The 19328-nt window shown below is 44.3% G+C and carries 17 protein-coding genes and 1 riboswitch; of the genes, 6 read left to right on the forward strand and 11 right to left on the reverse strand.

The window, feature by feature from the left end; genetic code table 11:
• Window positions 1-190: 190 nt before the first annotated feature.
• A complete protein-coding gene (menB, locus tag HMPREF9065_RS06020) occupies window positions 191-1048 on the forward strand; it encodes a 1,4-dihydroxy-2-naphthoyl-CoA synthase (RefSeq protein WP_021615825.1) in 858 nt (285 codons plus the stop codon).
• Between the two features lie 73 nt (window positions 1049-1121).
• Here menB and HMPREF9065_RS06015 read toward each other — a convergent pair whose 3' ends face one another.
• The 3 genes from HMPREF9065_RS06015 to pnp all read right to left on the reverse strand — a co-directional run bounded on the left by HMPREF9065_RS06015 (window position 1122) and on the right by pnp (window position 6157).
• Entirely contained in the window at window positions 1122-2924 is a 1803-nt protein-coding gene (locus tag HMPREF9065_RS06015) for a DEAD/DEAH box helicase (protein WP_021615826.1), read from the reverse strand.
• Window positions 2925-3032: 108 nt separating this feature from the next.
• Window positions 3033-3938 (reverse strand): lipoprotein NlpI, encoded by a 906-nt coding sequence (gene nlpI / locus HMPREF9065_RS06010; protein ID WP_021615827.1) that lies wholly within the window; start codon window positions 3936-3938, stop codon window positions 3033-3035.
• A gap of 89 nt (window positions 3939-4027) precedes the next feature.
• Complete coding sequence (gene pnp / locus HMPREF9065_RS06005) at window positions 4028-6157, reverse strand: polyribonucleotide nucleotidyltransferase (RefSeq protein WP_033002474.1); 2130 nt, start codon at window positions 6155-6157, stop codon at window positions 4028-4030.
• Between the two features lie 271 nt (window positions 6158-6428).
• Here pnp and nanQ point away from each other — a divergent pair, with 271 nt between their 5' ends.
• The 4 genes from nanQ (at window position 6429) to HMPREF9065_RS05985 (ending at window position 11340) form a co-directional block, all read left to right on the forward strand.
• Window positions 6429-6899 carry an N-acetylneuraminate anomerase gene (nanQ, locus tag HMPREF9065_RS06000; RefSeq protein ID WP_021615829.1) on the forward strand — a complete coding sequence of 157 codons (471 nt, stop codon included), beginning with the start codon at window positions 6429-6431 and terminating at the stop codon, window positions 6897-6899.
• A 205-nt stretch (window positions 6900-7104) separates the two neighbouring features.
• Window positions 7105-8397, forward strand: a complete 1293-nt coding sequence (locus tag HMPREF9065_RS05995) for a dicarboxylate/amino acid:cation symporter (protein WP_021615831.1) — start codon at window positions 7105-7107, stop codon at window positions 8395-8397.
• Window position 8398: 1 nt separating this feature from the next.
• The gene (locus HMPREF9065_RS05990) at window positions 8399-11134 is read left to right on the forward strand and encodes a YdbH family protein (protein WP_033002475.1); all 2736 of its coding nucleotides are present in this window, start codon (window positions 8399-8401) and stop codon (window positions 11132-11134) included.
• On the forward strand, window positions 11131-11340 hold the full coding sequence (locus HMPREF9065_RS05985; RefSeq protein WP_021615833.1) for a YnbE family lipoprotein: 210 nt from the start codon (window positions 11131-11133) through the stop codon (window positions 11338-11340). Before HMPREF9065_RS05990 ends, HMPREF9065_RS05985 begins: the two co-directional genes overlap by 4 nt.
• Window positions 11341-11395: 55 nt before the next feature.
• Here HMPREF9065_RS05985 and HMPREF9065_RS0109450 read toward each other — a convergent pair whose 3' ends face one another.
• The 8 genes from HMPREF9065_RS0109450 to HMPREF9065_RS05950 form a co-directional block, all read right to left on the reverse strand.
• Window positions 11396-12769, reverse strand: coding sequence for an alanine/glycine:cation symporter family protein (locus tag HMPREF9065_RS0109450; RefSeq protein ID WP_033002476.1), 1374 nt, complete (start codon window positions 12767-12769; stop codon window positions 11396-11398).
• A gap of 103 nt (window positions 12770-12872) precedes the next feature.
• Window positions 12873-12989, reverse strand: a riboswitch (glycine riboswitch).
• Between the two features lie 147 nt (window positions 12990-13136).
• Window positions 13137-13403 carry a GNAT family N-acetyltransferase gene (locus HMPREF9065_RS05980; RefSeq protein ID WP_021615834.1) on the reverse strand — a complete coding sequence of 89 codons (267 nt, stop codon included), beginning with the start codon at window positions 13401-13403 and terminating at the stop codon, window positions 13137-13139.
• On the reverse strand, window positions 13403-13615 hold the full coding sequence (gene yacG / locus HMPREF9065_RS05975; RefSeq protein WP_021615835.1) for a DNA gyrase inhibitor YacG: 213 nt from the start codon (window positions 13613-13615) through the stop codon (window positions 13403-13405). The genes HMPREF9065_RS05980 and yacG overlap by 1 nt, the downstream gene beginning before the upstream one ends.
• Window positions 13596-14228 (reverse strand): dephospho-CoA kinase, encoded by a 633-nt coding sequence (coaE, locus tag HMPREF9065_RS05970; RefSeq protein WP_021615836.1) that lies wholly within the window; start codon window positions 14226-14228, stop codon window positions 13596-13598. Before coaE ends, yacG begins: the two co-directional genes overlap by 20 nt.
• 52 nt (window positions 14229-14280) lie before the next feature.
• Window positions 14281-14973, reverse strand: a complete 693-nt coding sequence (locus HMPREF9065_RS05965; protein WP_021615837.1) for a prepilin peptidase — start codon at window positions 14971-14973, stop codon at window positions 14281-14283.
• The gene (locus HMPREF9065_RS05960) at window positions 14970-16208 is read right to left on the reverse strand and encodes a type II secretion system F family protein (RefSeq protein ID WP_021615838.1); all 1239 of its coding nucleotides are present in this window, start codon (window positions 16206-16208) and stop codon (window positions 14970-14972) included. The genes HMPREF9065_RS05965 and HMPREF9065_RS05960 overlap by 4 nt, the downstream gene beginning before the upstream one ends.
• A complete protein-coding gene (locus HMPREF9065_RS05955) occupies window positions 16201-17610 on the reverse strand; it encodes a GspE/PulE family protein (RefSeq protein WP_021615839.1) in 1410 nt (469 codons plus the stop codon). The genes HMPREF9065_RS05960 and HMPREF9065_RS05955 overlap by 8 nt, the downstream gene beginning before the upstream one ends.
• Before the next feature lie 18 nt (window positions 17611-17628).
• Window positions 17629-18078: a pilin gene (locus tag HMPREF9065_RS05950; RefSeq protein ID WP_021615840.1), complete on the reverse strand. Its 450-nt coding sequence runs from the start codon at window positions 18076-18078 to the stop codon at window positions 17629-17631.
• Between the two features lie 123 nt (window positions 18079-18201).
• Between HMPREF9065_RS05950 and ampD the strand changes: the two genes are divergently transcribed.
• Window positions 18202-18756, forward strand: coding sequence for a 1,6-anhydro-N-acetylmuramyl-L-alanine amidase AmpD (gene ampD, locus HMPREF9065_RS05945; RefSeq protein WP_033002477.1), 555 nt, complete (start codon window positions 18202-18204; stop codon window positions 18754-18756).
• Window positions 18757-19328: the final 572 nt, after the last annotated feature.

The raw sequence follows: 19328 nt of genomic DNA on the forward strand, positions 1-19328 counted from the left end.
ATTTCGTGCAACAAGTTGCACGCTACGATTCTGAATAAGTGATGTCAAAAGCTGATTTCTCCTCGTGGGAAGTCAGTTTTTTTATTGTGCATGGTTCGTGTTGTTGATCGCCGTTTGGAGCATTTTCAGATTCAGAAAACTTCCGCTATAATGACCGCACTTTTTTAACCTTAAATTCAAGGAATTTATCATGCAAAATCCAAAAGATGATGTTTTATATGCACCGGTTGAGTGGGTGGATCACAGTGCGGGTTACACCGACATTCGTTATCACAAATCCACAGACGGCATTGCCAAAATCACCATTAATCGTCCTGAAGTGCGCAACGCGTTCCGTCCGCAAACCGTGAAAGAAATGATCAGTGCATTTTCTGATGCGCGTTTTGACGAAAAAATCGGTGTCATCGTGTTGACCGGTGAAGGCGAAAAAGCTTTCTGTTCCGGTGGTGATCAAAAAGTACGCGGCGATTACGGCGGCTACAAAGACGACAGTGGTGTACATCATCTTAACGTGTTGGATTTCCAACGGGATATTCGTAGCTGTCCGAAACCGGTCGTGGCTATGGTGGCAGGTTATGCGATTGGCGGCGGTCATGTATTGCATATGTTATGCGATCTCACCATTTCCGCAGACAACGCGATTTATGGTCAAACCGGTCCGAAAGTGGGTTCCTTTGATGGCGGCTGGGGCGCAAGCTACATGGCGCGTATCGTCGGTCAGAAAAAAGCGCGTGAAATTTGGTTCTTATGCCGTCAATATAATGCCCAAGAAGCCTTAGAGATGGGGTTGGTGAACACGGTGGTGCCTTATGCGGATTTAGAAAAAGAAACCGTGCGTTGGTGTCGCGAAATGCTCCGCAACAGTCCGATTGCTTTACGTTGCTTGAAAGCGGCACTCAATGCGGACTGCGATGGACAAGCCGGTCTTCAAGAACTTGCCGGTAATGCCACCATGTTGTTCTACATGACGGAAGAAGGGCAAGAAGGTCGCAACGCATTTAATGAAAAACGTGCGCCTGATTTTAGTAAGTTCAAGCGTAATCCATAGTAAACGCGCTTTCTTAACATAGACTGTTAATTTATCTAAAAAAACGACCGCACTTTATGTGCGGTCTTCTTCTTTATTTTCTAAACTCACGTTTCTCTTTAAAAGTGCGGTGAGATTTTTCTTTAAATTTACGTTCGCCTTTGAAGCCTTTTTCTTCAAAACGTCCGCCACGGCGTTTTCCGCCAAAATTATCGCCGCCACGCTCGCCTTTGGCTTCGCCGATAAAAGACATACGCATTTGTTTATTCAACACACGCGTTTTCGCAAATTGTTGTAACAATTCTTTCGGCATACCTTGTGGCAATTCAATGGTGGAATAATCATCATACAACTTGATGTGGCCGATGTAGCGACTATTAATATCGCCTTCATTGGCAATCGCGCCAACAATATGACGAACTTCCACGCCATCTCCGCGGCCCACTTCAATACGATATAAATCCATTGGTTGTGGATTGCCATAGCCTTTACGTTCACCACGACGTTCTGCTGAACGTGGATTTTCACGACGGTCACCACGCTCATTACGATCACGACGGGCTTTTTTATCCACCACCGGATCCGGCGGAAGAATCAGCTTTTGTTTGCCTTGTAACAACATCATCATAGCGGCAGCAATGTCTTCTTGTGATTGGTCGGCAGTGAACATATCTTCCAACAATTCACGGTAAAGATCTAAATCATGATGTTCCAACTGCGCGGTAATTTTATCTTTGAATTTTTTACGGCGACAAGCTTGTAACACTTCATGATTCGGTAATTCCACCTCTTCAATATTTTTCTTGATAAGGTGTTCAACATTGCGCAACAAACGACGTTCGCGTGGTTCCACGAACAATAACGCACGACCGGAACGTCCTGCTCGACCGGTACGACCAATACGGTGTACATAAGATTCCGCATCCAGTGGAATATCATAGTTCACCACAAGGCTAATACGTTCAATGTCAATACCACGAGCCGCCACGTCTGTCGCCACAACGATGTCTAAGCTACCACTACGCAAACGATCTAAGGTTTGTTCACGTAATTGTTGTGTCATATCGCCATTCAATGCCGCCGCACGGAAACCATGTTTTTCCAATAATTCCGTCACGTCTAACGTGCCGGTTTTGGTACGGGTGAAAATAATCGCCGCATCAAAATCTTCCACTTCCAAGAAACGCAACAAGGCATCATTTTTGCGGAAACCATGAACATACCAACAGCTTTGCGCAATATCCGGCGCACTTTGTTGGGTCGCTTTAATTTTGACTTCTTGCGGATCTTTCATAAAGCGTTTGGTGATTCGACGAATCGGCTCCGGCATAGTGGCAGAGAAAAGTGCGGTTTGGTGGTGTTCAGGTAATTCCGCCATCACGGTTTCCACATCATCAATAAAGCCCATGCGCAACATTTCATCCGCTTCGTCTAACACAATGGCTTTAAGCTCAGCAAGGCTTAGGGTGCCACGACGTAGGTGATCCAAAATCCGTCCCGGTGTCCCCACCACAACTTGCGCCCCTTGTTTTAACGCAAGTAATTGGATGTCATAACGTTGGCCACCATATAAAGTGACGATATTAATGCCTTTGGCATATTTGACGAATTGCTCGCAAGCATCAGCAACTTGAATAGCTAATTCACGGGTCGGTGCCATCACTAATAATTGCGGGTGTTTTTCTGTCGGATCGATTTTCGCCAAAATTGGCAAAGAAAAGGCGGCGGTTTTCCCACTACCGGTTTGTGCCATGCCCAGTACATCGCGGCCTTCTAATAAGTGCGGTATGCAAATTTGTTGAATTGGAGAAGGTGTTTCAAAGCCAAGATCGGCAACAGCATTAAGGATGAATTCAGGCAAGCCTAAATCCTTGAAAGTCATTTTAGTTTCAGTCATTAAAAATACTCGAATGTATAAAAGGAAAGCTCAATAGACGCTTTCAGGTTAATTACCATGTGTCGTTTTGCGTCTTACAACGCATTACCGGTTGAGCTATGCTCACCGTTATTCTGCTTGAGTCTGTTGTCCTAATTTCGATAGCTCAAACACCGCAAAACGATACTCCACAAAGTTATACACCTGATTTGCAACAGCCAGTTTGAATAAGGTCTCAGCCTCATCAACCTGTCCCATATTGAGTTTTTGTTTTGCTAGATAGAAGTAGGTTTCAGTCAGAATCTCTGCGTATTGCGTTGCGGTTTTTGTGGCAAACTGCTGCGCTTTAGCCTGTACTTCCTGAACTGACAATTTGCCCAAATAATACTGGACAATGTAGGTACCCCAATAATCCTGAGAAAGCCCAACAGCACGTTGAGCCAGATTTTTTTGCGCCTCAGCCGGCTTGAATTTTAATTCATTCAAATACAGCCACAAGACGCGGTAAGGATCCGATTTATTACGTTGATAAAATGCCAAGAAATCCTGTTCGGCGAGGTTATACCGTTCCACATAATAGAAGTCTAATGCTCGATTAAGGAAGGTATATTCATAGTCAGGATCGAGGCTGAAAACCGTATTAAAGGCTTCTAATGCGCCGTCATAGTCTTCATCAAGTAATAAATAAAGCCCTAGATAGTTATACACTGCCGCCATTTTTGGTTGCAATGCAAGTGCTTGAGTAAAGTCATAACGCGCTAAAGCCCAAAGCCCCAAACTATCGTAAAGCACGCCCCGTTCAAAATGGAGAGAAGCACGTTCTTCATTACTCATTTTTCCAACGAGCAACACCTGACTAATCCGAACAATCATGACTTCCTGTTCAAAGTGCTGGCTTGGATTTTGCTCGGCTAACACGACTTTATTTTTAGACACAAAGGTATTGCTCAAGCCTACACAGCCTGATAATACAAAGACTGAAAATAAAATGGTTAGGAAAATCGCGAAATTAGACAACCCATTACGTTGCGTCATTTCTTTATAAGCCTTAAAGCAGAGTATTGCTTGTTGAAAAACAAATGTTACGGCACGTAATGTACCGTAACATTTTGAAAAAATTTAAATTATGCCTGCTCTACAATATCATCGGATACGTGTTGAGCAGCTTCTGCTTTCGGAGCAAGTTCTTTCATGGTTAAACGGATGCGACCTTGACGATCGATTTCCACCACTTTAACCATCACTTCTTGTCCTACTTGTAGATAGTCGCTGACTTTTTCCACACGTTCTTCAGCAATTTGAGAAATGTGAACCAAGCCTTCTTTATTACCTACGATAGAAACGAATGCACCAAAATCTGCTAAACGAGTCACTTTACCTTTGTAAATGGCACCCGCTTCTACTTCAGCAGTGATGTCTTCGATACGTGCCATCACATCTTGTACGGCATTCTTATCAACCGCAGCGATTTTTACTGTACCGTCATCATCAATATCAATGGAAGTACCGGTTTCTTCGGTCAATGCACGAATCACTGCACCACCTTTACCGATCACATCTTTGATTTTCTTCGGATCAATTTTCATGGTGTAGATACGTGGTGCGAAATCAGAAATATCGGCACGTGGCGCCGGAATCGCTTGCTCCATTACGCCAAGAATGTGCATACGTGCACTTTTCGCTTGATTTAATGCAATTTGCATGATTTCAGCGGTGATACCTTCAATTTTGATATCCATTTGAAGTGCAGTTACACCTTGACGCGTACCCGCCACTTTAAAGTCCATATCACCTAAGTGGTCTTCATCACCAAGAATATCGGAAAGCACGACAAATTTGTCATCTTCTTTCACCAAGCCCATCGCGATACCTGCAACCGCCGCTTTAATCGGCACACCGGCATCCATTAGAGCTAAAGAGGCACCACACACGGAAGCCATGGAAGAAGAACCGTTGGATTCGGTAATTTCAGATACTACACGTACCACATACGGGAATTCCGCTAAGGTTGGCATCACTGCTGCCACGCCACGTTTCGCCAAACGACCATGACCGATTTCACGACGTTTTGGTGAACCGATCATACCGGTTTCACCCACAGAATACGGAGGGAAGTTATAGTGGAACAAGAAGTGATCTTGACGCTCACCGGTTAATTCATCAATGATTTGCGCATCGCGTTCAGTCCCTAACGTAGCGACGGCCAACGCTTGGGTTTCACCACGGGTAAAGATTGCGGAACCGTGGGTACGCGGTAATACACCGGTGCAAATATCTAATGCACGCACAGTATCAACGGTACGACCATCAATACGTGGTTCACCGGCAAGAATACGTCCACGCACGATTTGGCTTTCAAGTGCGGTGAAAATATCAATAATTTTGCCTTCACTGACGTCTTCATCTTCAGCGGTAATTTGTGCAACAACGTCAGCTTTAATCGCATCGATTTGCTCATAACGCGCTTGTTTTTCAGTGATACGATACGCATCGCCTAAACGCGCTTCAGCTAATGCTTTCACTTTATTGATTAAATCAGTGTTTGGTTCAGGTGCAACCCAATCCCAACGTGGTTTACCGGCTTCTTTGGCAAATTCTTTAATCGCTTCCACCACCACTTGTTGTTGCTGATGACCGAATACCACTGCCGCTAACATTTGTTCTTCAGTGAGAATATCCGCTTCAGATTCCACCATTAATACGGCTTTATCAGTACCTGCAACCACTAAATCTAAACGGCTTTGTTTTTGTTCATTAATGGTCGGGTTTAATACGAATTGATCGTTGATGAAACCGACACGCGCCGCACCAATCGGGCCATTAAATGGCACACCGGATAAGGTTAATGCCGCAGACGCACCAATCATGGCGACTAAATCCGGACTGATTTGTGGATTGACTGAAACCACGGTGGCAATCACTTGGATTTCATTGAAAAAGCCTTCTGGGAATAACGGACGAATCGGGCGATCGATTAAACGGGCAATTAAGGTTTCGCCCTCAGACGGACGACCTTCTCGTTTGAAGAAACCGCCCGGAATACGACCGGCGGCATAAGTACGTTCTTGATAGTTAACGGTTAATGGAAAGAAATCTTGACCTTCTTTCACCTCTTTTTTGGCCACCACGGTAACGAATACTGTCGTATCGTCCATGCTTGCCATCACAGCAGCAGTGGCTTGGCGAGCAATGGCGCCGGTTTCTAACGTGACGGTATGTTGACCGTATTTAAATTGTTTAACAATTGGATTCACTATGTTTTCCTTTTTAAATGAGTAATCACAATGTTTTATTTTCCAATTTGCGACTAGCAAAAATAATCTTAAAAATCACCGCACTTTTACCGGCTACGACACAAAATTATTTTTGTTAGCCGCACGCTAATTTAGAAAATAAAACGCAGGCATTATACAGAGCTTTTGCCTTGATGGGTAACTTTATTTACGCAATTCCCATTTATGACTATCTGAAAAATAAGGTTGATGATAAAATCACTCCAGTTTTCAAAGTAAAAAAGGAGGAAACATGTTAATTGGAGATTTAACCCGTACCGATTTTAAACTCGGCTTACCAAAAGTCATTGCTGAAACCTGTGAGTATTTAAAAGGGTTGGATTTAGAAAAATTAGAGGTTGGCCGTCATGACATCACCGATCGCATTTACATGAACGTGATGGAACCTGAACTGGCTGAAGCTGCAAGCAAAAAAGCAGAATTGCACCACAAATATTTGGACGTTCAAGTACTTATCCGTGGTGTAGAAAATATTGAAGTCGGCGCAACCTATCCTGACTTAAATAAATACGAAGCCTATCACGAAGATGACGATTACCAACTTACCCAAGAAATCGACAACAAAAGTACGATTACATTAGTGCCAAATATGTTTGCCGTATTCTATCCTTATGAACCCCATAAACCTTGTTGTAACGTGAATGGTCAATCTGCCAAAATTAAAAAGTTGGTGGTTAAAGTGCCGGTTGAGTTAATCCAGTAAAGGACGACAATTCATCATTAGAATGCGCTTAATGTTAAGCGCATTTTTTATCGCCAATTTTGACGTTTTTCAATGAAAACAGTGAAATGCGTAAATCATCGTAACGTAAACAAATAAAGATTGTGTTTAATTTAATTAGCAGATAAATTACCTGCTTTTTTGCGGGCAAAATGCGCCCATCACTTTCACAAAACGAGGATAGTCTATGTTAAGCGTTGATACCCCATCTCAGGCGATGCCACCGCGTAAACCGAAGTTCTATCAAAGCTTATACGTGCAAGTCATTATTGCGATTATTATCGGTATTTTATTAGGAAATTTTTTTCCTGATTTCGGCGCCGGTTTAAAACCGTTAGGTGAAGCATTTATTAAGCTGGTTAAAATGATCATCGCACCGGTGATTTTTCTGACCGTCGTTACCGGTATTGCCGGTATGAACGACATGAAAGCGGTTGGGCGGGTTGCCGGAAAGGCGATGCTGTATTTTGTGACCTTTTCGACGTTGGCGCTTGTGATCGGAATGGTTGTGGCTAATATTATTGAACCCGGAGCAGGATTAAATATTGATCCGGCGTCGTTAACTTCCGAAAAAGTGTCAGAATACGTTGCGAAAGCGCAGGATAGCACGCTAACGGCTTTCTTAATGAACATCATTCCTACCACCGTATTCAGTCCATTAGTAGAGGGTAATATTCTGCAAGTCTTGTTTATTTCCGTGTTATTTGGGATGGCATTGGCTTCAGTGGGCGACAAAGCGCAGCCTATTACGGAACTCCTACGACTTGCGACAGCGCCGATGTTTAAGGTGGTGTCAATTTTGATGAAAGTCGCCCCTTTAGGCGCATTAGGCGCGATGGCGTTCACCGTGGGAAAATACGGGTTAAGTTCCATTAGCCATTTGATGCTTTTAATTGTGACGTTTTACATTACGTCCTTGTTATTTATTATTTTTATCTTAGGCGCGGTCGCACGTTATAACGGTTTCTCTATTTTGAAAATGGTGCGCTATATTAAGCAAGAATTGTGGTTAGTCTTAGGAACGTCCTCCTCAGAAGCCGCGTTACCGACCTTAATGCAAAAAATGGAGGCGGCCGGTTGTAAAAAATCGGTGGTGGGATTAGTGGTGCCGACCGGTTATTCTTTTAATTTGGACGGTACAAATATCTATATGACAATGGCCGCATTATTTATTGCGCAAGCCACCAATACGGATCTTTCCATTAGCGAGCAATTTACCTTGTTGTTTGTTGCGATGTTAAGTTCAAAAGGCGCTGCCGGTGTAACCGGTGCCGGTTTTATTACATTAGCCGCCACACTTTCCGTGGTTCCGGGGCTGCCGGTTGAGGGCATGGCGTTAATTTTGGGGATTGATCGTTTTATGTCCGAATGCCGTGCGCTAACGAATTTGGTGGGTAACGCCTGTGCGACCATTGTTGTGGCGCGCTGGGAAAATGCCTTGGATAAAGAAAAATTAGCGTCAGCGATGAACGGTAAATAATATGAAGCGATGGTGCGGTTGCTTACTTGGATTGATGGGATTAACGGTGGCGATCATTTGCGCATTACCGTGGTGGATCACGCCAAAACAAGTCGAAACATGGGTTAACCGCTTTCTCGCACCAGATTATGCCTTGCAACTGCCTGAACGATGGCATTTACACCTCACCGGTTTGCAACTGCCCGAACTGGATATTCGGGCAGGGCAATGTACTTTGGTGACATTCAGTGATGTGCGTCTTCATTGGTGGGAGCTTCGTCAACTTGACGTGGCGCATGCCGGGTTGGATTATGACTGCCTCAATCGGTTGCCTTCCTCTGATGAGACAAAAACATCGCCAAATTTGACCGCACTTTTTTCCGTTCTCCCGTCTGTAGAGGTAAATGTTCAGCATTTTCGATTGGAGAATAGCCAGGCACTGGATATACCACCTAGGCTACGTGCGCTGTTGGATGCTGATATTGCAGCAACCGCAAATTATGACGGTCATCGTTTGCAATTAACTGCCAATGCGAAGACTCATGATGATCATGTTATTTTACATCATCAATCGACGCTCGCTCGCCTAAACCATTCGTTCCAATGGCAGGGACAAACCGATTACCAACCGCTTAACGGACAAACCTATCATTTGCATTTTTCTACTCAGTTACAAGAGGAATTGTCTCAATTACCGCAGCAAGGCGAACTACGCGTGGATTGGCAAAATCCGGATTTCAGCGTGAGCAAAGGAACGCTTCAATTGCGCTGGAACGGTGAGAAAGGACAAATCAACGCACAGGATTTAAGCCGTGATAAACCGTTATTAGACGTGCCTTTTACGTTTACTGCCGATGGTTTAGCCATTAACTGGGGAACATTTTATTGGACGTTTGACGGTTATCAGCCGATCAAAGGCTTCTTCGGTTTAGCCTTACGTAAACCGCAAGAGGGTTGGTTACCCTTGGAAACCGATGTGGATGTGATCGTGCAAACCTTTGGTGAACTCGGCAAAGGTGAAATTGTGATATCGGGTAAAAAAGGTGAAATTGGTGGCGGTGCGGATAAAAACCAACTGAACTTTGATCTCAAAACGCGTGGTGACTTGCGTTATAACAACACCGTGGCACAAACCAATTTAGACTACCATATTAGCGGTGTTTTTGAGGCACCTACGCTACTGTTCCGCCCCGGTTCCGTGTTCAAAATGGATAACGTACAACCTGATACTAAAATCCATGCACGCCTGCCGTTGGATAACATACGAGTGGGACGTTATGGTTTAGAGGGGCGTCTGCAAGCCACTTTACAAGGATTCACCCCACAGTTTAAGCAGTTAAATTTAAAGCTTGATGGACAGGCGCACGAGTTTATTGCCGGAATTAAAACCGTGTTTGATTTGCGTGATGAAAAGCAAAATTTACGCGCAGCAGAAATGCGTGCAGCGAACCGTTGGGATTGGACGATTGACGGTGAGGCGCACTGGACCTCTTTAAATACGCCGGTGAACATAAAAGGTGTGGGCTTTTGGGAAGCGGATCATATTGAATTAAATCAACTTTCTGCCCATTCCGGCAATGTGCATACCGGTGGAGTGAAAATGGCGCCTTTGGCATTGGAATTGAAAGATCGCCTACGTTGGGATTATGAGGCAGCGCATCTTCGTGGGCTACTCCAGGCTCAAACGGAGTGGATTGAATTTGCGTATGGCGGACGCTTTGTTCGTCCGGTATTTGGTGTGGGGATTGAAGGGAAAAGTATCGATAATTTCAATTTGGCAGGGGATTTAAAAGCCGGTGCGCTTGGCCCGATTGAAGTTACCGCCCGTTATGAAAATCAGGCACTGAATGGCAACATTCGCTGGCAAGGGCAATCGGCGAAAGTGTTCCAATCGTTATTCCCACAACAATGGTCATGGATTATTCGCCAAGGCAGTATTCAAGGGGGCAGTGATTTTGTGATTAACGAGGATGGCGTGGCGTTACAGGGCGAATTTAATTTGCGCAATGTTGGGATTACCTTCCCCGAGGGAGAAATTCAAGCGTTGACGATTCGTTTTCCAATAAATTATCAAAAACTTGCCCTACGAACCGCACGCACAAAACCGATTCAGGTCGCGGCAAAAAATATCCGCGTGGGTGCGCTTGCCATACGTGAAGCGGCTTTTGATGTGTTTGGGACTTACCCTAACTCCGCCAAGCAACCACTAACCTTACAAAAAGTGAAGGTTGGCGTGTTTGATGGTTTGCTTAGCGTGCCCAGTTTGAGTTTCCCGCAACGCAAAATAGCCGTGCTGCGTTTTGACAACATTGATTTAGCGCAAGTGATGGAATTGGCGCAATATAACCAAGTGAGCGTTAGCGGACGGGTTAATGCCTCCTTGCCGTTCTGGTTAGGGTATAATGCTTGTTTAATTTGTAATGGACGTCTTGAACAAGCCGGAAAATTGAAGATTAAACTTCACGATAATATGGTGAGTAGTTTGAAAAAAGGCGGTTTAACAGAGCGGATGTTGGTGGATTTATTAAAAGAAATGGAATTGGAAAAATCTCACGCTAACTTGAATTTGACACCTGACGGAAACATGACATTGGGGGCTACGATCACGGGGCTTAATCCTACTAGACGGCCTCACCATCCGATTACTTTGAATTACACCCATCAAGAGAATATGTTTGAGCTCTGGGATATGGTTGACTACGGCTCGCAATTTGAACAAAATTTACAATATCAACTTTATCGACACTTAGAACAATGAAAAAACATCTGAAAAAATCACCGCACTTTTGGAGCTTGCTTGCCGTTTCTCTCCTGCTTTCCGGTTGTAAACCAACCATTCAATTAGAAACCCCTAAAGAGGGCATCACCATTAATATGAATGTGGTGGTGGATCATAATATCAGCGTCAAAATGGATGAAAAAACCAAAGCGGCGACAGAGGCGGCTAAACGCAAGTCTAAATAAGACACCGCAAGGTATCATAAAAAAACGGGGCTTTTTAGCCCCGCTTTTTTTATCTTTACGCCATACCGTCAAGATCGGATTTATGGGTATTCAAACGCGCAAAGTAATCTTTGGTTTCTTCAATAATCACGTTTCGCAACCCAATTAAGGCGATTAAGTTAGGAATCGCCATTAAGCCGTTCACAATGTCCGCTAAAATCCAAATTAAGTTTAGATGAATAAACGAACCGCAGCCGACCAAAATAATAAAGGCTAAACGATAGAGCTTAATGCCTTTGATGCCGACTAAATACACAAAACAGCGTTCACCGTAATAACACCAGCCTAGAATCGTGGTAAAGGCGAAGAACAATAAGCCGATGGTAACAATGGTCGCACCGACAGAGGATCCTAACCCTTGCGAGAAAGCATAGTTTGTCACCGCGGCGCCCGCCATGCCCGGTGCTTGCCATGCGCCGGTAAGCACTAATACGATTCCCGTCATGGTGCAGACGATGATGGTATCAAGGAACGTCCCTGTCATAGAAATTAGCCCTTGGCGCACCGGCTCTTTGGTTTGTGCAGCAGCTGCAGCGATGGGTGCGCTTCCCAAGCCGGATTCATTGGAGAAAATCCCCCGCGCCACACCTGATTGAATCGCTTTCATGACCGTGAAACCCAGCGCACCGCCCAATGTAGCTTCAGGGTTAAAGGCGCTGTGTAAAATCAAGCCAAGTGCGGTCGGAATTTTATCTAAATTTAACACAATGATGATGACAGAGGTCGCCACATAAAATACCGCCATAAACGGCACGATGTAAGAGGAAACCAACGCAATGCGTTTTACTCCACCAAGAATGATGAGTCCAACAAGTAAGGTAATGATAGCGGCAGTGATTTCGATCGGCACGCTGAAGGTGTCGTTCATGGCTTGCGTAATCGCATTCACTTGCGGGAAAGTACCGATGCCGAAAAATGCCACCAATACGCCGAAGATGGCAAACAATTTGGCTAACCAGCCTAAGCCGAGACCGCGTTCGATGTAATACATCGGACCACCTGCCATAAAGCCGTTTTTGTCACGCACGCGATATTTCACCGCCAGTAAACATTCCGCATATTTGGTTGCCATGCCGAGTAATGCGACCAACCACATCCAGAAAATCGCACCCGGCCCCCCAGCTTGCACGGCGGTGGCAACCCCCACGATATTTCCCGTTCCAATGGTAGCGGCAAGGGCGGTGCACAAAGCCGCGAAAGAGGACACATCCCCTTTTTGCTGGAGACCGGAATCTCGCTTGAATAAATAACGCAATGCGCGTGGTAACTGTGTGATTTGAATGAAACCCAGCCGTAGCGTTAAATATAATCCCGTACCGGCTAATAAAATTAGGAGGGGTGGACCCCACACGAATGTGTTGATTGCAGATAAAACGTCTTCTAATGACATTTGAAATTCCTCGTAAATAACCTGATTACAAGGAGGCGAAAAGCATTTTACGGATAGATAAAATAGAAAATAACACAATGAAATTGCGTTATACCAACCGAAATCTTCTGCCCCTGTCCTTTTGCCTGAGCGTTTGAAAAGCCTTGTTTTACGGCTCCTTTGCGCCTTCGGCGTCCGTGAGTGCTTCATGTTGCACACGGATCTCTCCAAGGGTTCGTCCAGTAACAGTCCCTGCCATCGCGCCTGAAAGATTTTACCTCGTCGGCGTGGGGTCAATTCCCCGCTCTCCAGCTACCTTCATCCGAACAATTTATGTTTGCACATAAAGTGCGGTGAATTTTATCAAGATAATGTCAAAATCTCAATCTTACGGGTTATCCCGCTGCCATTTTTTTGCAATATAACTGCAACTTGGCACTAATTTCAGTTGATTTTCTTGAATAAAAGCGACCAACGCTTGATATAACTTATCCGCCACACCTTGTCCGCGCAAGGTTTCGGACACATAAGTATGATTGGCATTAATCGTTTTTTCATCGATAAAATAATAGGTTAGCTCCGCAACGCGTTGTTGTTGATCATCTAAAATAAAAAAGGTGCCTTGCGCGTGATTTTCTTCATGTTGAATTTGCATTAGTGTTTCACCCAATCGCTGTCTTCATTTAATAAACCGTTTTCGGCAAAATCGGCGGTATCACAAGGAATCGCTTTTTCTTCCGCCGCCCATTCGCCCAAATCAATTAACTGGCAACGTTTGCTACAAAAAGGGCGGTAAGGACTTTGTTCTGACCATTCAACCTGTTTATGACAAATCGGGCAAGGCACGCTAAAGGTTTCGTCTGTCATGAAATTTCTCCGCAAGTTGTAAATAATGATGGTGCAAGTCTAACACTTTTTGCTTTAACTGCGGCAGGCTTTCGCTTAAATCTGCATCGTTATTGATGACATCATCGGCGTGTTGTAAGCGTTCCGAGCGGCTGACTTGCGATTGCATGATATTTTTGATTAACGCTAATTGATTGTTATCGCGTTGACTTGCCCGAGTCAGTTGGGTTTGTTCGCTCACATCCACTACCAACACACGTTGGCAAAGTGCAGTCAGTTTATTTTCTATTAATAGAGGCACCATAAAAATGCAATAAGGCGCACGTTGTTGTGCCAGTTGGTTGAGCATTTCGGTGCGAATGGCGGGGTGTAATAATTGATTCAGCCATTGCTTTTCGGTTTCGTGATTAAACACCTTTTCCCGCAAGGCGGCGCGATTGAGTTCGCCGTTTTCTAACAGCATTTCCGAGCCAAAGTGTGCCACGATTTGTTGTAACAAAGGCGAGCCTTTTTCTACTATCTGACGCGCCACGATATCGGCGTCAATCACCGGTACATCAAGTTCGGCGAATAATTTGGCGATGGTGCTTTTGCCGCTACCGATTCCCCCTGTGAGTCCTACCACATAAGTCATGTTGATTTCCTGAAAAGCCTATTGAGAATGTGTAGATCATAAGGCCATGGCTTCAATTAAGCAACCGACAGAGTACGCCGGACAAGGAAAGAAACGGGCCGAAAGGAATGGCGGTTACATGGCGTTTGTTTAGCTTGCCGTAAAGCGCATAAACCAAGCCCGAAAGGCAGGCAAGTAATAAAAAGGCGGGTAATTGGTCATAAGAGAAAAACGTGCCTAATCCCAAGGCGAGCCAGTAATCGCCACGCCCGAAGGCTTCTTGTTTGTAATACCCTTTGGCGCCGTAGTAGATAAGAGAAAAAACGGCGAAAAAAATGACCGCACTTTGCAGGCTTTGTTCTAATGTGAGGGGCGTAATTTGCCAATAGGCAGCGCCTAATCCGAGGGCAAACAGGTTTTGGCATAGAGCGGGCGAAATTAAGCGGTAATACCCATCCACCACCGAGATGGCGAATAATAAACTACAAAAATACGCCCAACAGATCGCCGTGAGAATGTCTTCGTTTAGCCAATCGCAAAGGGCAAATAACAAGGCGAAAAAGAGGCAGTAATAAGGTTGGGAAATATTGCTTTGAATGGGCGTCAATATGGATTTCTCCGGTGCAAAGTGCGGTGGATTTTCAGGGTAAATTTCAATGTAGACGGCATGAATTTCTTGGCTTAAACGAAAAGCAAAGCGATGCACATAGCCATAAATCACGCGCCCAACAAACCAACCTGCCAGTACAAATGCCACGCCTATCATTGTACCAACGCGCCCATATTGAAAATCGGCAAATACATTCCGAGCATAATTAAGCCGATAAGCCCACCGATAATGACCATCAATAGCGGCTCCAGCATTTGTGACAACAGATCGATCTGATAGTCCAATTGTTGTTGATGATCGTTGGCAATAAATTGCAACATTTTAGGGAGCTGACCACTTTGTTCGCCCACCTGTAGCATTTGTTGTGCCGCCAACGGAAAAATCTGGCTACTCACACTGGCGGAGAAGGCATAACCTTGTTGTAGCCAGTGTAAAATGGATTGCACTTCTTCGATTAACAGCCAATCGCCTTGCACGTTTGGCGATCTTTGCCAACTTGGATGTTGTGGTAAAAACGACTGCAAAGCCTGATTCAGCGGCACGCCCGCCTGTAACATTAAAAATAAACTGCGGCTAAATCCCACCAAACGGGAAAGTTGCACGATGCGATTCAGCACCGGCGTGGCATTGATTATTCGGATTTTTTGCCGATTAAACCAAGGGGAGTGTTTCAGGCGGGCGCGAATAAACAGAATAGTCAACGTCATACAAATCAACAGATGCAGCCAATAATCCTGCAAGCCTTGCGACAGTGTGAGTAGCACTTGGGTGAAAGTCGGGAGTGGTGCGCTACTGTTGTCATACATTTCAGCAAATTGTGGCACGATAAACAGCAGTAAAAGTGCGCTTAAAATCAGCGATATGCCAAGTACCAACACTGGATAAAGCAGAATTTTTCGAATCTTGCGTTGCAATGCCAATGCCTGCTGTTTGTGTTGCGCGATTTCATGGCACACGGTGGGTAACTTGCCCGTCATTTCACCGACTCTAATCAATTGGCGATCTTGGTAGGTTAAATAGGTATGTTGTTTTCCTAAGTGTTGTTTTTCTAAGGCTTGGGAAAACGCCAAACCGCTTTCAATATCCTTTAAAAGTTGGCGCAACCAACCGTTTAGCGCAATATTGGTGCAATGTTGTAACAAAATTTGCAGACTATTTTTTAACGGAACCGCCGCTTGTAATAAGGTCGCCAACTGAGAAAGCAACGCACAGACTTCTGCGTTTTTAGGTTTGCTGTTTAATTGCCAATTTTGTTGCAGTTTAATGTGTTGTAAACCGCGTGACATCAGCTGTTGTTGTGCTATCACGGCGCTTTCTGCCACAATCGTGCCTTTCTGCTTTTGTTGTAAACGGTTGATTCCACGCCACTTGAATAATTTCAGTTTACGCATTCGGTTGCCCCAATACCCGTTGTACTTCTGCTAAATCCGTCACTTGCGACTTCACTTTTTCTAATGCGCTGGCATATAAATTCTGAAAATCCAATTGATAACCTGAGGTTTGTGATACATCAGGCTGAAGGAATTGATAAACACCGATTCGACCTTGGTAGCCTTGATGACAATCGCAAAAACGCGTGGCATTTCCACCGCACTTTTGGCATCGTTTACGCACCAAGCGTTGGGCGATCACCAATAATAAACTGCTATCGATTTCGTGTTGTTGAATGCCAAGTTGTTGTAAACGTGAGATAGCCGAGGGGGCATCATTGGTATGTAACGTCGATAACACCAAATGCCCGGTTTGCGCCGCCCGTAAAGCCATGGCAGCACTTTCTTCGTCACGAATTTCACCTAACATAATAATGTCGGGATCTTGACGCAAAAAAGTGCGTAACAACCGACTGAAATCCAAGCCGATTTGAGGATTCACTTGGCTTTGTATAATGCCCGGCAATTGAATTTCAATGGGATCTTCTGCCGTCATAATATGCTTGTCGGGGGTATTGAGCCATTGTAATGCCGTATATAAAGAAATACTTTTACCGCTTCCCGTGGGGCCGGTGACTAAAATCAACCCTTGCGGTTGGCTGAGAGCATGACGAAATGTTTGTTGCTGTTGTTCCGTCATACCCAGTTCGCTAAAAGCCAGTTGTACGGGGCGGTTCTGTTGTAAACGCAAGACGGCTTTTTCGCCCAAATGCGTCGCGAGTGTGGAGAGCCGAAAATCCAAAATATCGGAAAATGTCGTTTTAAACTGAAACCGTCCGTCTTGTGGCAGGCGTGTTTCGCTGATGTCTAATTTGGCCAGTAATTTCAGACGGGAAATCAGTCGATTGGCGAGTGCCTGCGCAATGGTGTTTTGCACTTGCAATACGCCGTCAATACGAAAACGGACTTGTAAAAAATCCGCTTGCGGTTCTAAATGAATATCGGAGGCTTTTTTGGTGGTGGCGTTTTCAAAAATTTGGTTAAGCAACTGAATCGTCGGCTCATCAGAGGATTGTTCTTGTTGCTCCTGAGGTGTGACGGAATAAAAGAGCGGTTGATTTTCATCGAGTTTTTCTTGATGTGGCGCCAAATCTTGCAGTGCTTTTTTTAAGATGGCAGGTTCAATGAGTACCGGCTCGATATTTTTCCCGGTTAAAAAGGAAAACGCTTCACAAGCGGCAAGGTTGGCTAAGGAATCCAACCCGAGCCATAATTTTTGTGGTTCTTCTTTTAACGGCAACGCCAAATAACGTAAAAGAACGCTTTGCTGCTGTTGGTTTTGTTGCCATAACTCGGGCGTAATCGTAAAGAGATCACCTTGTTGGCTACGGATCGTATAGGAAGATTCCACCAAATGCTGCATCAAGCCACCGCTCCGTGATTATGAACAAAAACCTGCCGGGAAGATGTCGGCGTTAGTGCCGCAAGAGGCCGTCCATGTAACGCCATTTGAGGTGCCGCCGGATGCCGTTAGGGTATAAGTAACATTGTCTAATGTGCTTTTTCCGACCACCGTGATGGCACCGTTTTTAACCGCCGTGGATTTGACATATTTTTGACTGGCATTTGTGATGTCGGGTTGAATGCCATTTTGCCCACCACTACAGCCTTCTGTTTTGCCGGTGTTATAAATGCACAACTCCACTTCAGCTCGAAGCGGCGCAGAGGCTTGCAATAGTTCGGAAACTGCCGCTTTTTTGGTGTAGTTTTGATAAGATGGAATGGCGATAGTGGCTAAAATTGCCACGATTGCAATAACGATCATTAATTCAATTAATGTAAATCCTTTTTTAACGGATTTCATAGAGAGAAATGCGGACTGACTTTTCATAAAACCTACCTTTGTAAAATAAAACTTGGGATTATTTTGTTTTGGTATTTTGTGATAAAGGAAGAAACACAGCGAAAGTTGACCGCACTTTTGTGGGATCCTGATCGCAGAAATAAGATTCGTATGACAGAAAAAACACTCAAAATTGATAACGGCTGGTTGACCAATACGCGCAAAGTAATATCCCCCCATTTTGATCTGCGTCCTGATCCGCAAGATATTTCTTTATTGATTATTCATTACATCAGCCTTCCGCCGGAGCAGTTTGGCGGCAGTGACATTGATGATTTTTTTCAAGGAAAATTGGATCCCCATCGTCATCCTTATTTTGCCGAGATCAGCGCACTTCGGGTGTCGGCACATTGTTTGATTAATCGGGCAGGCGAGATAACCCAGTATGTGAATTTTAATGATCGCGCTTGGCATGCAGGCGTTTCCTGTTTTGAGGGACGGGAAAAATGCAATGATTTTGCCATCGGGATTGAATTGGAAGGAAGCAATGAGCAACCGTTTACCACGCAACAATACGCGTCTTTACAACGTTTAACACTGGAGATTATGCAGGCTTATCCGTTAATTACCAAAGAACGTATTGTCGGACATTGTGATGTCTCGCCGGGGAGAAAAATCGATCCGGGACAATATTTTGATTGGACAAGATATTTACAGGCGCTTTAGTCTTACACAAGATTAGTATTGAACAATAAATAGACAGCAAAAAATGGCATTGATGTGGTATTTGTGAATAGAGGTTGGTTTGTTGTTAATTTATTGATAAATAAAGATAAATTTAAAAATTTTTAAAGCGTAACTTCGGTTTTGAAATGTTATTTTGAGTTATTCCTTGGTGAAAACACAATTTTATCCACAGAAATACTGAATAACTCACAGGCGGCTGAATCACTGGTTGAACTTGGTGAAAATATGGGTGAACAGGGGAATTTTTTCGGTAGCATTGATGAAAAAAGCAATGTGAATAGCGTCATGAGCGCCTCATCCCATTGGATGCTAAAAATTTAATTCACAGCGACTATGACTAGGAAAAATCTGAGATCAGCAAAATTTAAAAGCAGATTGTTTCCTGTTTTCACCAAGTTATCCACAAGGTTATTCAAGATGTAAAGCGGAATGTCGAACCGAGGTGAAAAAATCAAGGAATTTTTGACCGCACTTTATAACTTTTGAATCTATGGCATAGCCTTTATTTCTTTTTTAATGCTTGCACTCTCCTGTAGTATGTCAAAGGTGAC

Source organism: Aggregatibacter sp. oral taxon 458 str. W10330 (assembly GCF_000466335.1).
Taxonomy (GTDB): domain Bacteria; phylum Pseudomonadota; class Gammaproteobacteria; order Enterobacterales; family Pasteurellaceae; genus Aggregatibacter.

What these genes read in the sequence shown, in the direction of transcription:
- menB (WP_021615825.1), top strand. Translation starts at nt 191, where the DNA reads ATGCAAAATCCAAAAGATGATGTTTTATATGCACCGGTTGAGTGGGTG.
- HMPREF9065_RS06015 (WP_021615826.1), bottom strand. Translation starts at nt 2,924, where the DNA reads ATGACTGAAACTAAAATGACTTTCAAGGATTTAGGCTTGCCTGAATTC.
- nlpI (WP_021615827.1), bottom strand. Translation starts at nt 3,938, where the DNA reads ATGACGCAACGTAATGGGTTGTCTAATTTCGCGATTTTCCTAACCATT.
- nanQ (WP_021615829.1), top strand. Translation starts at nt 6,429, where the DNA reads ATGTTAATTGGAGATTTAACCCGTACCGATTTTAAACTCGGCTTACCA.
- HMPREF9065_RS05995 (WP_021615831.1), top strand. Translation starts at nt 7,105, where the DNA reads ATGTTAAGCGTTGATACCCCATCTCAGGCGATGCCACCGCGTAAACCG.
- HMPREF9065_RS05990 (WP_033002475.1), top strand. Translation starts at nt 8,399, where the DNA reads ATGAAGCGATGGTGCGGTTGCTTACTTGGATTGATGGGATTAACGGTG.
- HMPREF9065_RS05985 (WP_021615833.1), top strand. Translation starts at nt 11,131, where the DNA reads ATGAAAAAACATCTGAAAAAATCACCGCACTTTTGGAGCTTGCTTGCC.
- HMPREF9065_RS0109450 (WP_033002476.1), bottom strand. Translation starts at nt 12,769, where the DNA reads ATGTCATTAGAAGACGTTTTATCTGCAATCAACACATTCGTGTGGGGT.
- HMPREF9065_RS05980 (WP_021615834.1), bottom strand. Translation starts at nt 13,403, where the DNA reads ATGCAAATTCAACATGAAGAAAATCACGCGCAAGGCACCTTTTTTATT.
- yacG (WP_021615835.1), bottom strand. Translation starts at nt 13,615, where the DNA reads ATGACAGACGAAACCTTTAGCGTGCCTTGCCCGATTTGTCATAAACAG.
- coaE (WP_021615836.1), bottom strand. Translation starts at nt 14,228, where the DNA reads ATGACTTATGTGGTAGGACTCACAGGGGGAATCGGTAGCGGCAAAAGC.
- HMPREF9065_RS05965 (WP_021615837.1), bottom strand. Translation starts at nt 14,973, where the DNA reads ATGATAGGCGTGGCATTTGTACTGGCAGGTTGGTTTGTTGGGCGCGTG.
- HMPREF9065_RS05960 (WP_021615838.1), bottom strand. Translation starts at nt 16,208, where the DNA reads ATGCGTAAACTGAAATTATTCAAGTGGCGTGGAATCAACCGTTTACAA.
- HMPREF9065_RS05955 (WP_021615839.1), bottom strand. Translation starts at nt 17,610, where the DNA reads ATGCAGCATTTGGTGGAATCTTCCTATACGATCCGTAGCCAACAAGGT.
- HMPREF9065_RS05950 (WP_021615840.1), bottom strand. Translation starts at nt 18,078, where the DNA reads ATGAAAAGTCAGTCCGCATTTCTCTCTATGAAATCCGTTAAAAAAGGA.
- ampD (WP_033002477.1), top strand. Translation starts at nt 18,202, where the DNA reads ATGACAGAAAAAACACTCAAAATTGATAACGGCTGGTTGACCAATACG.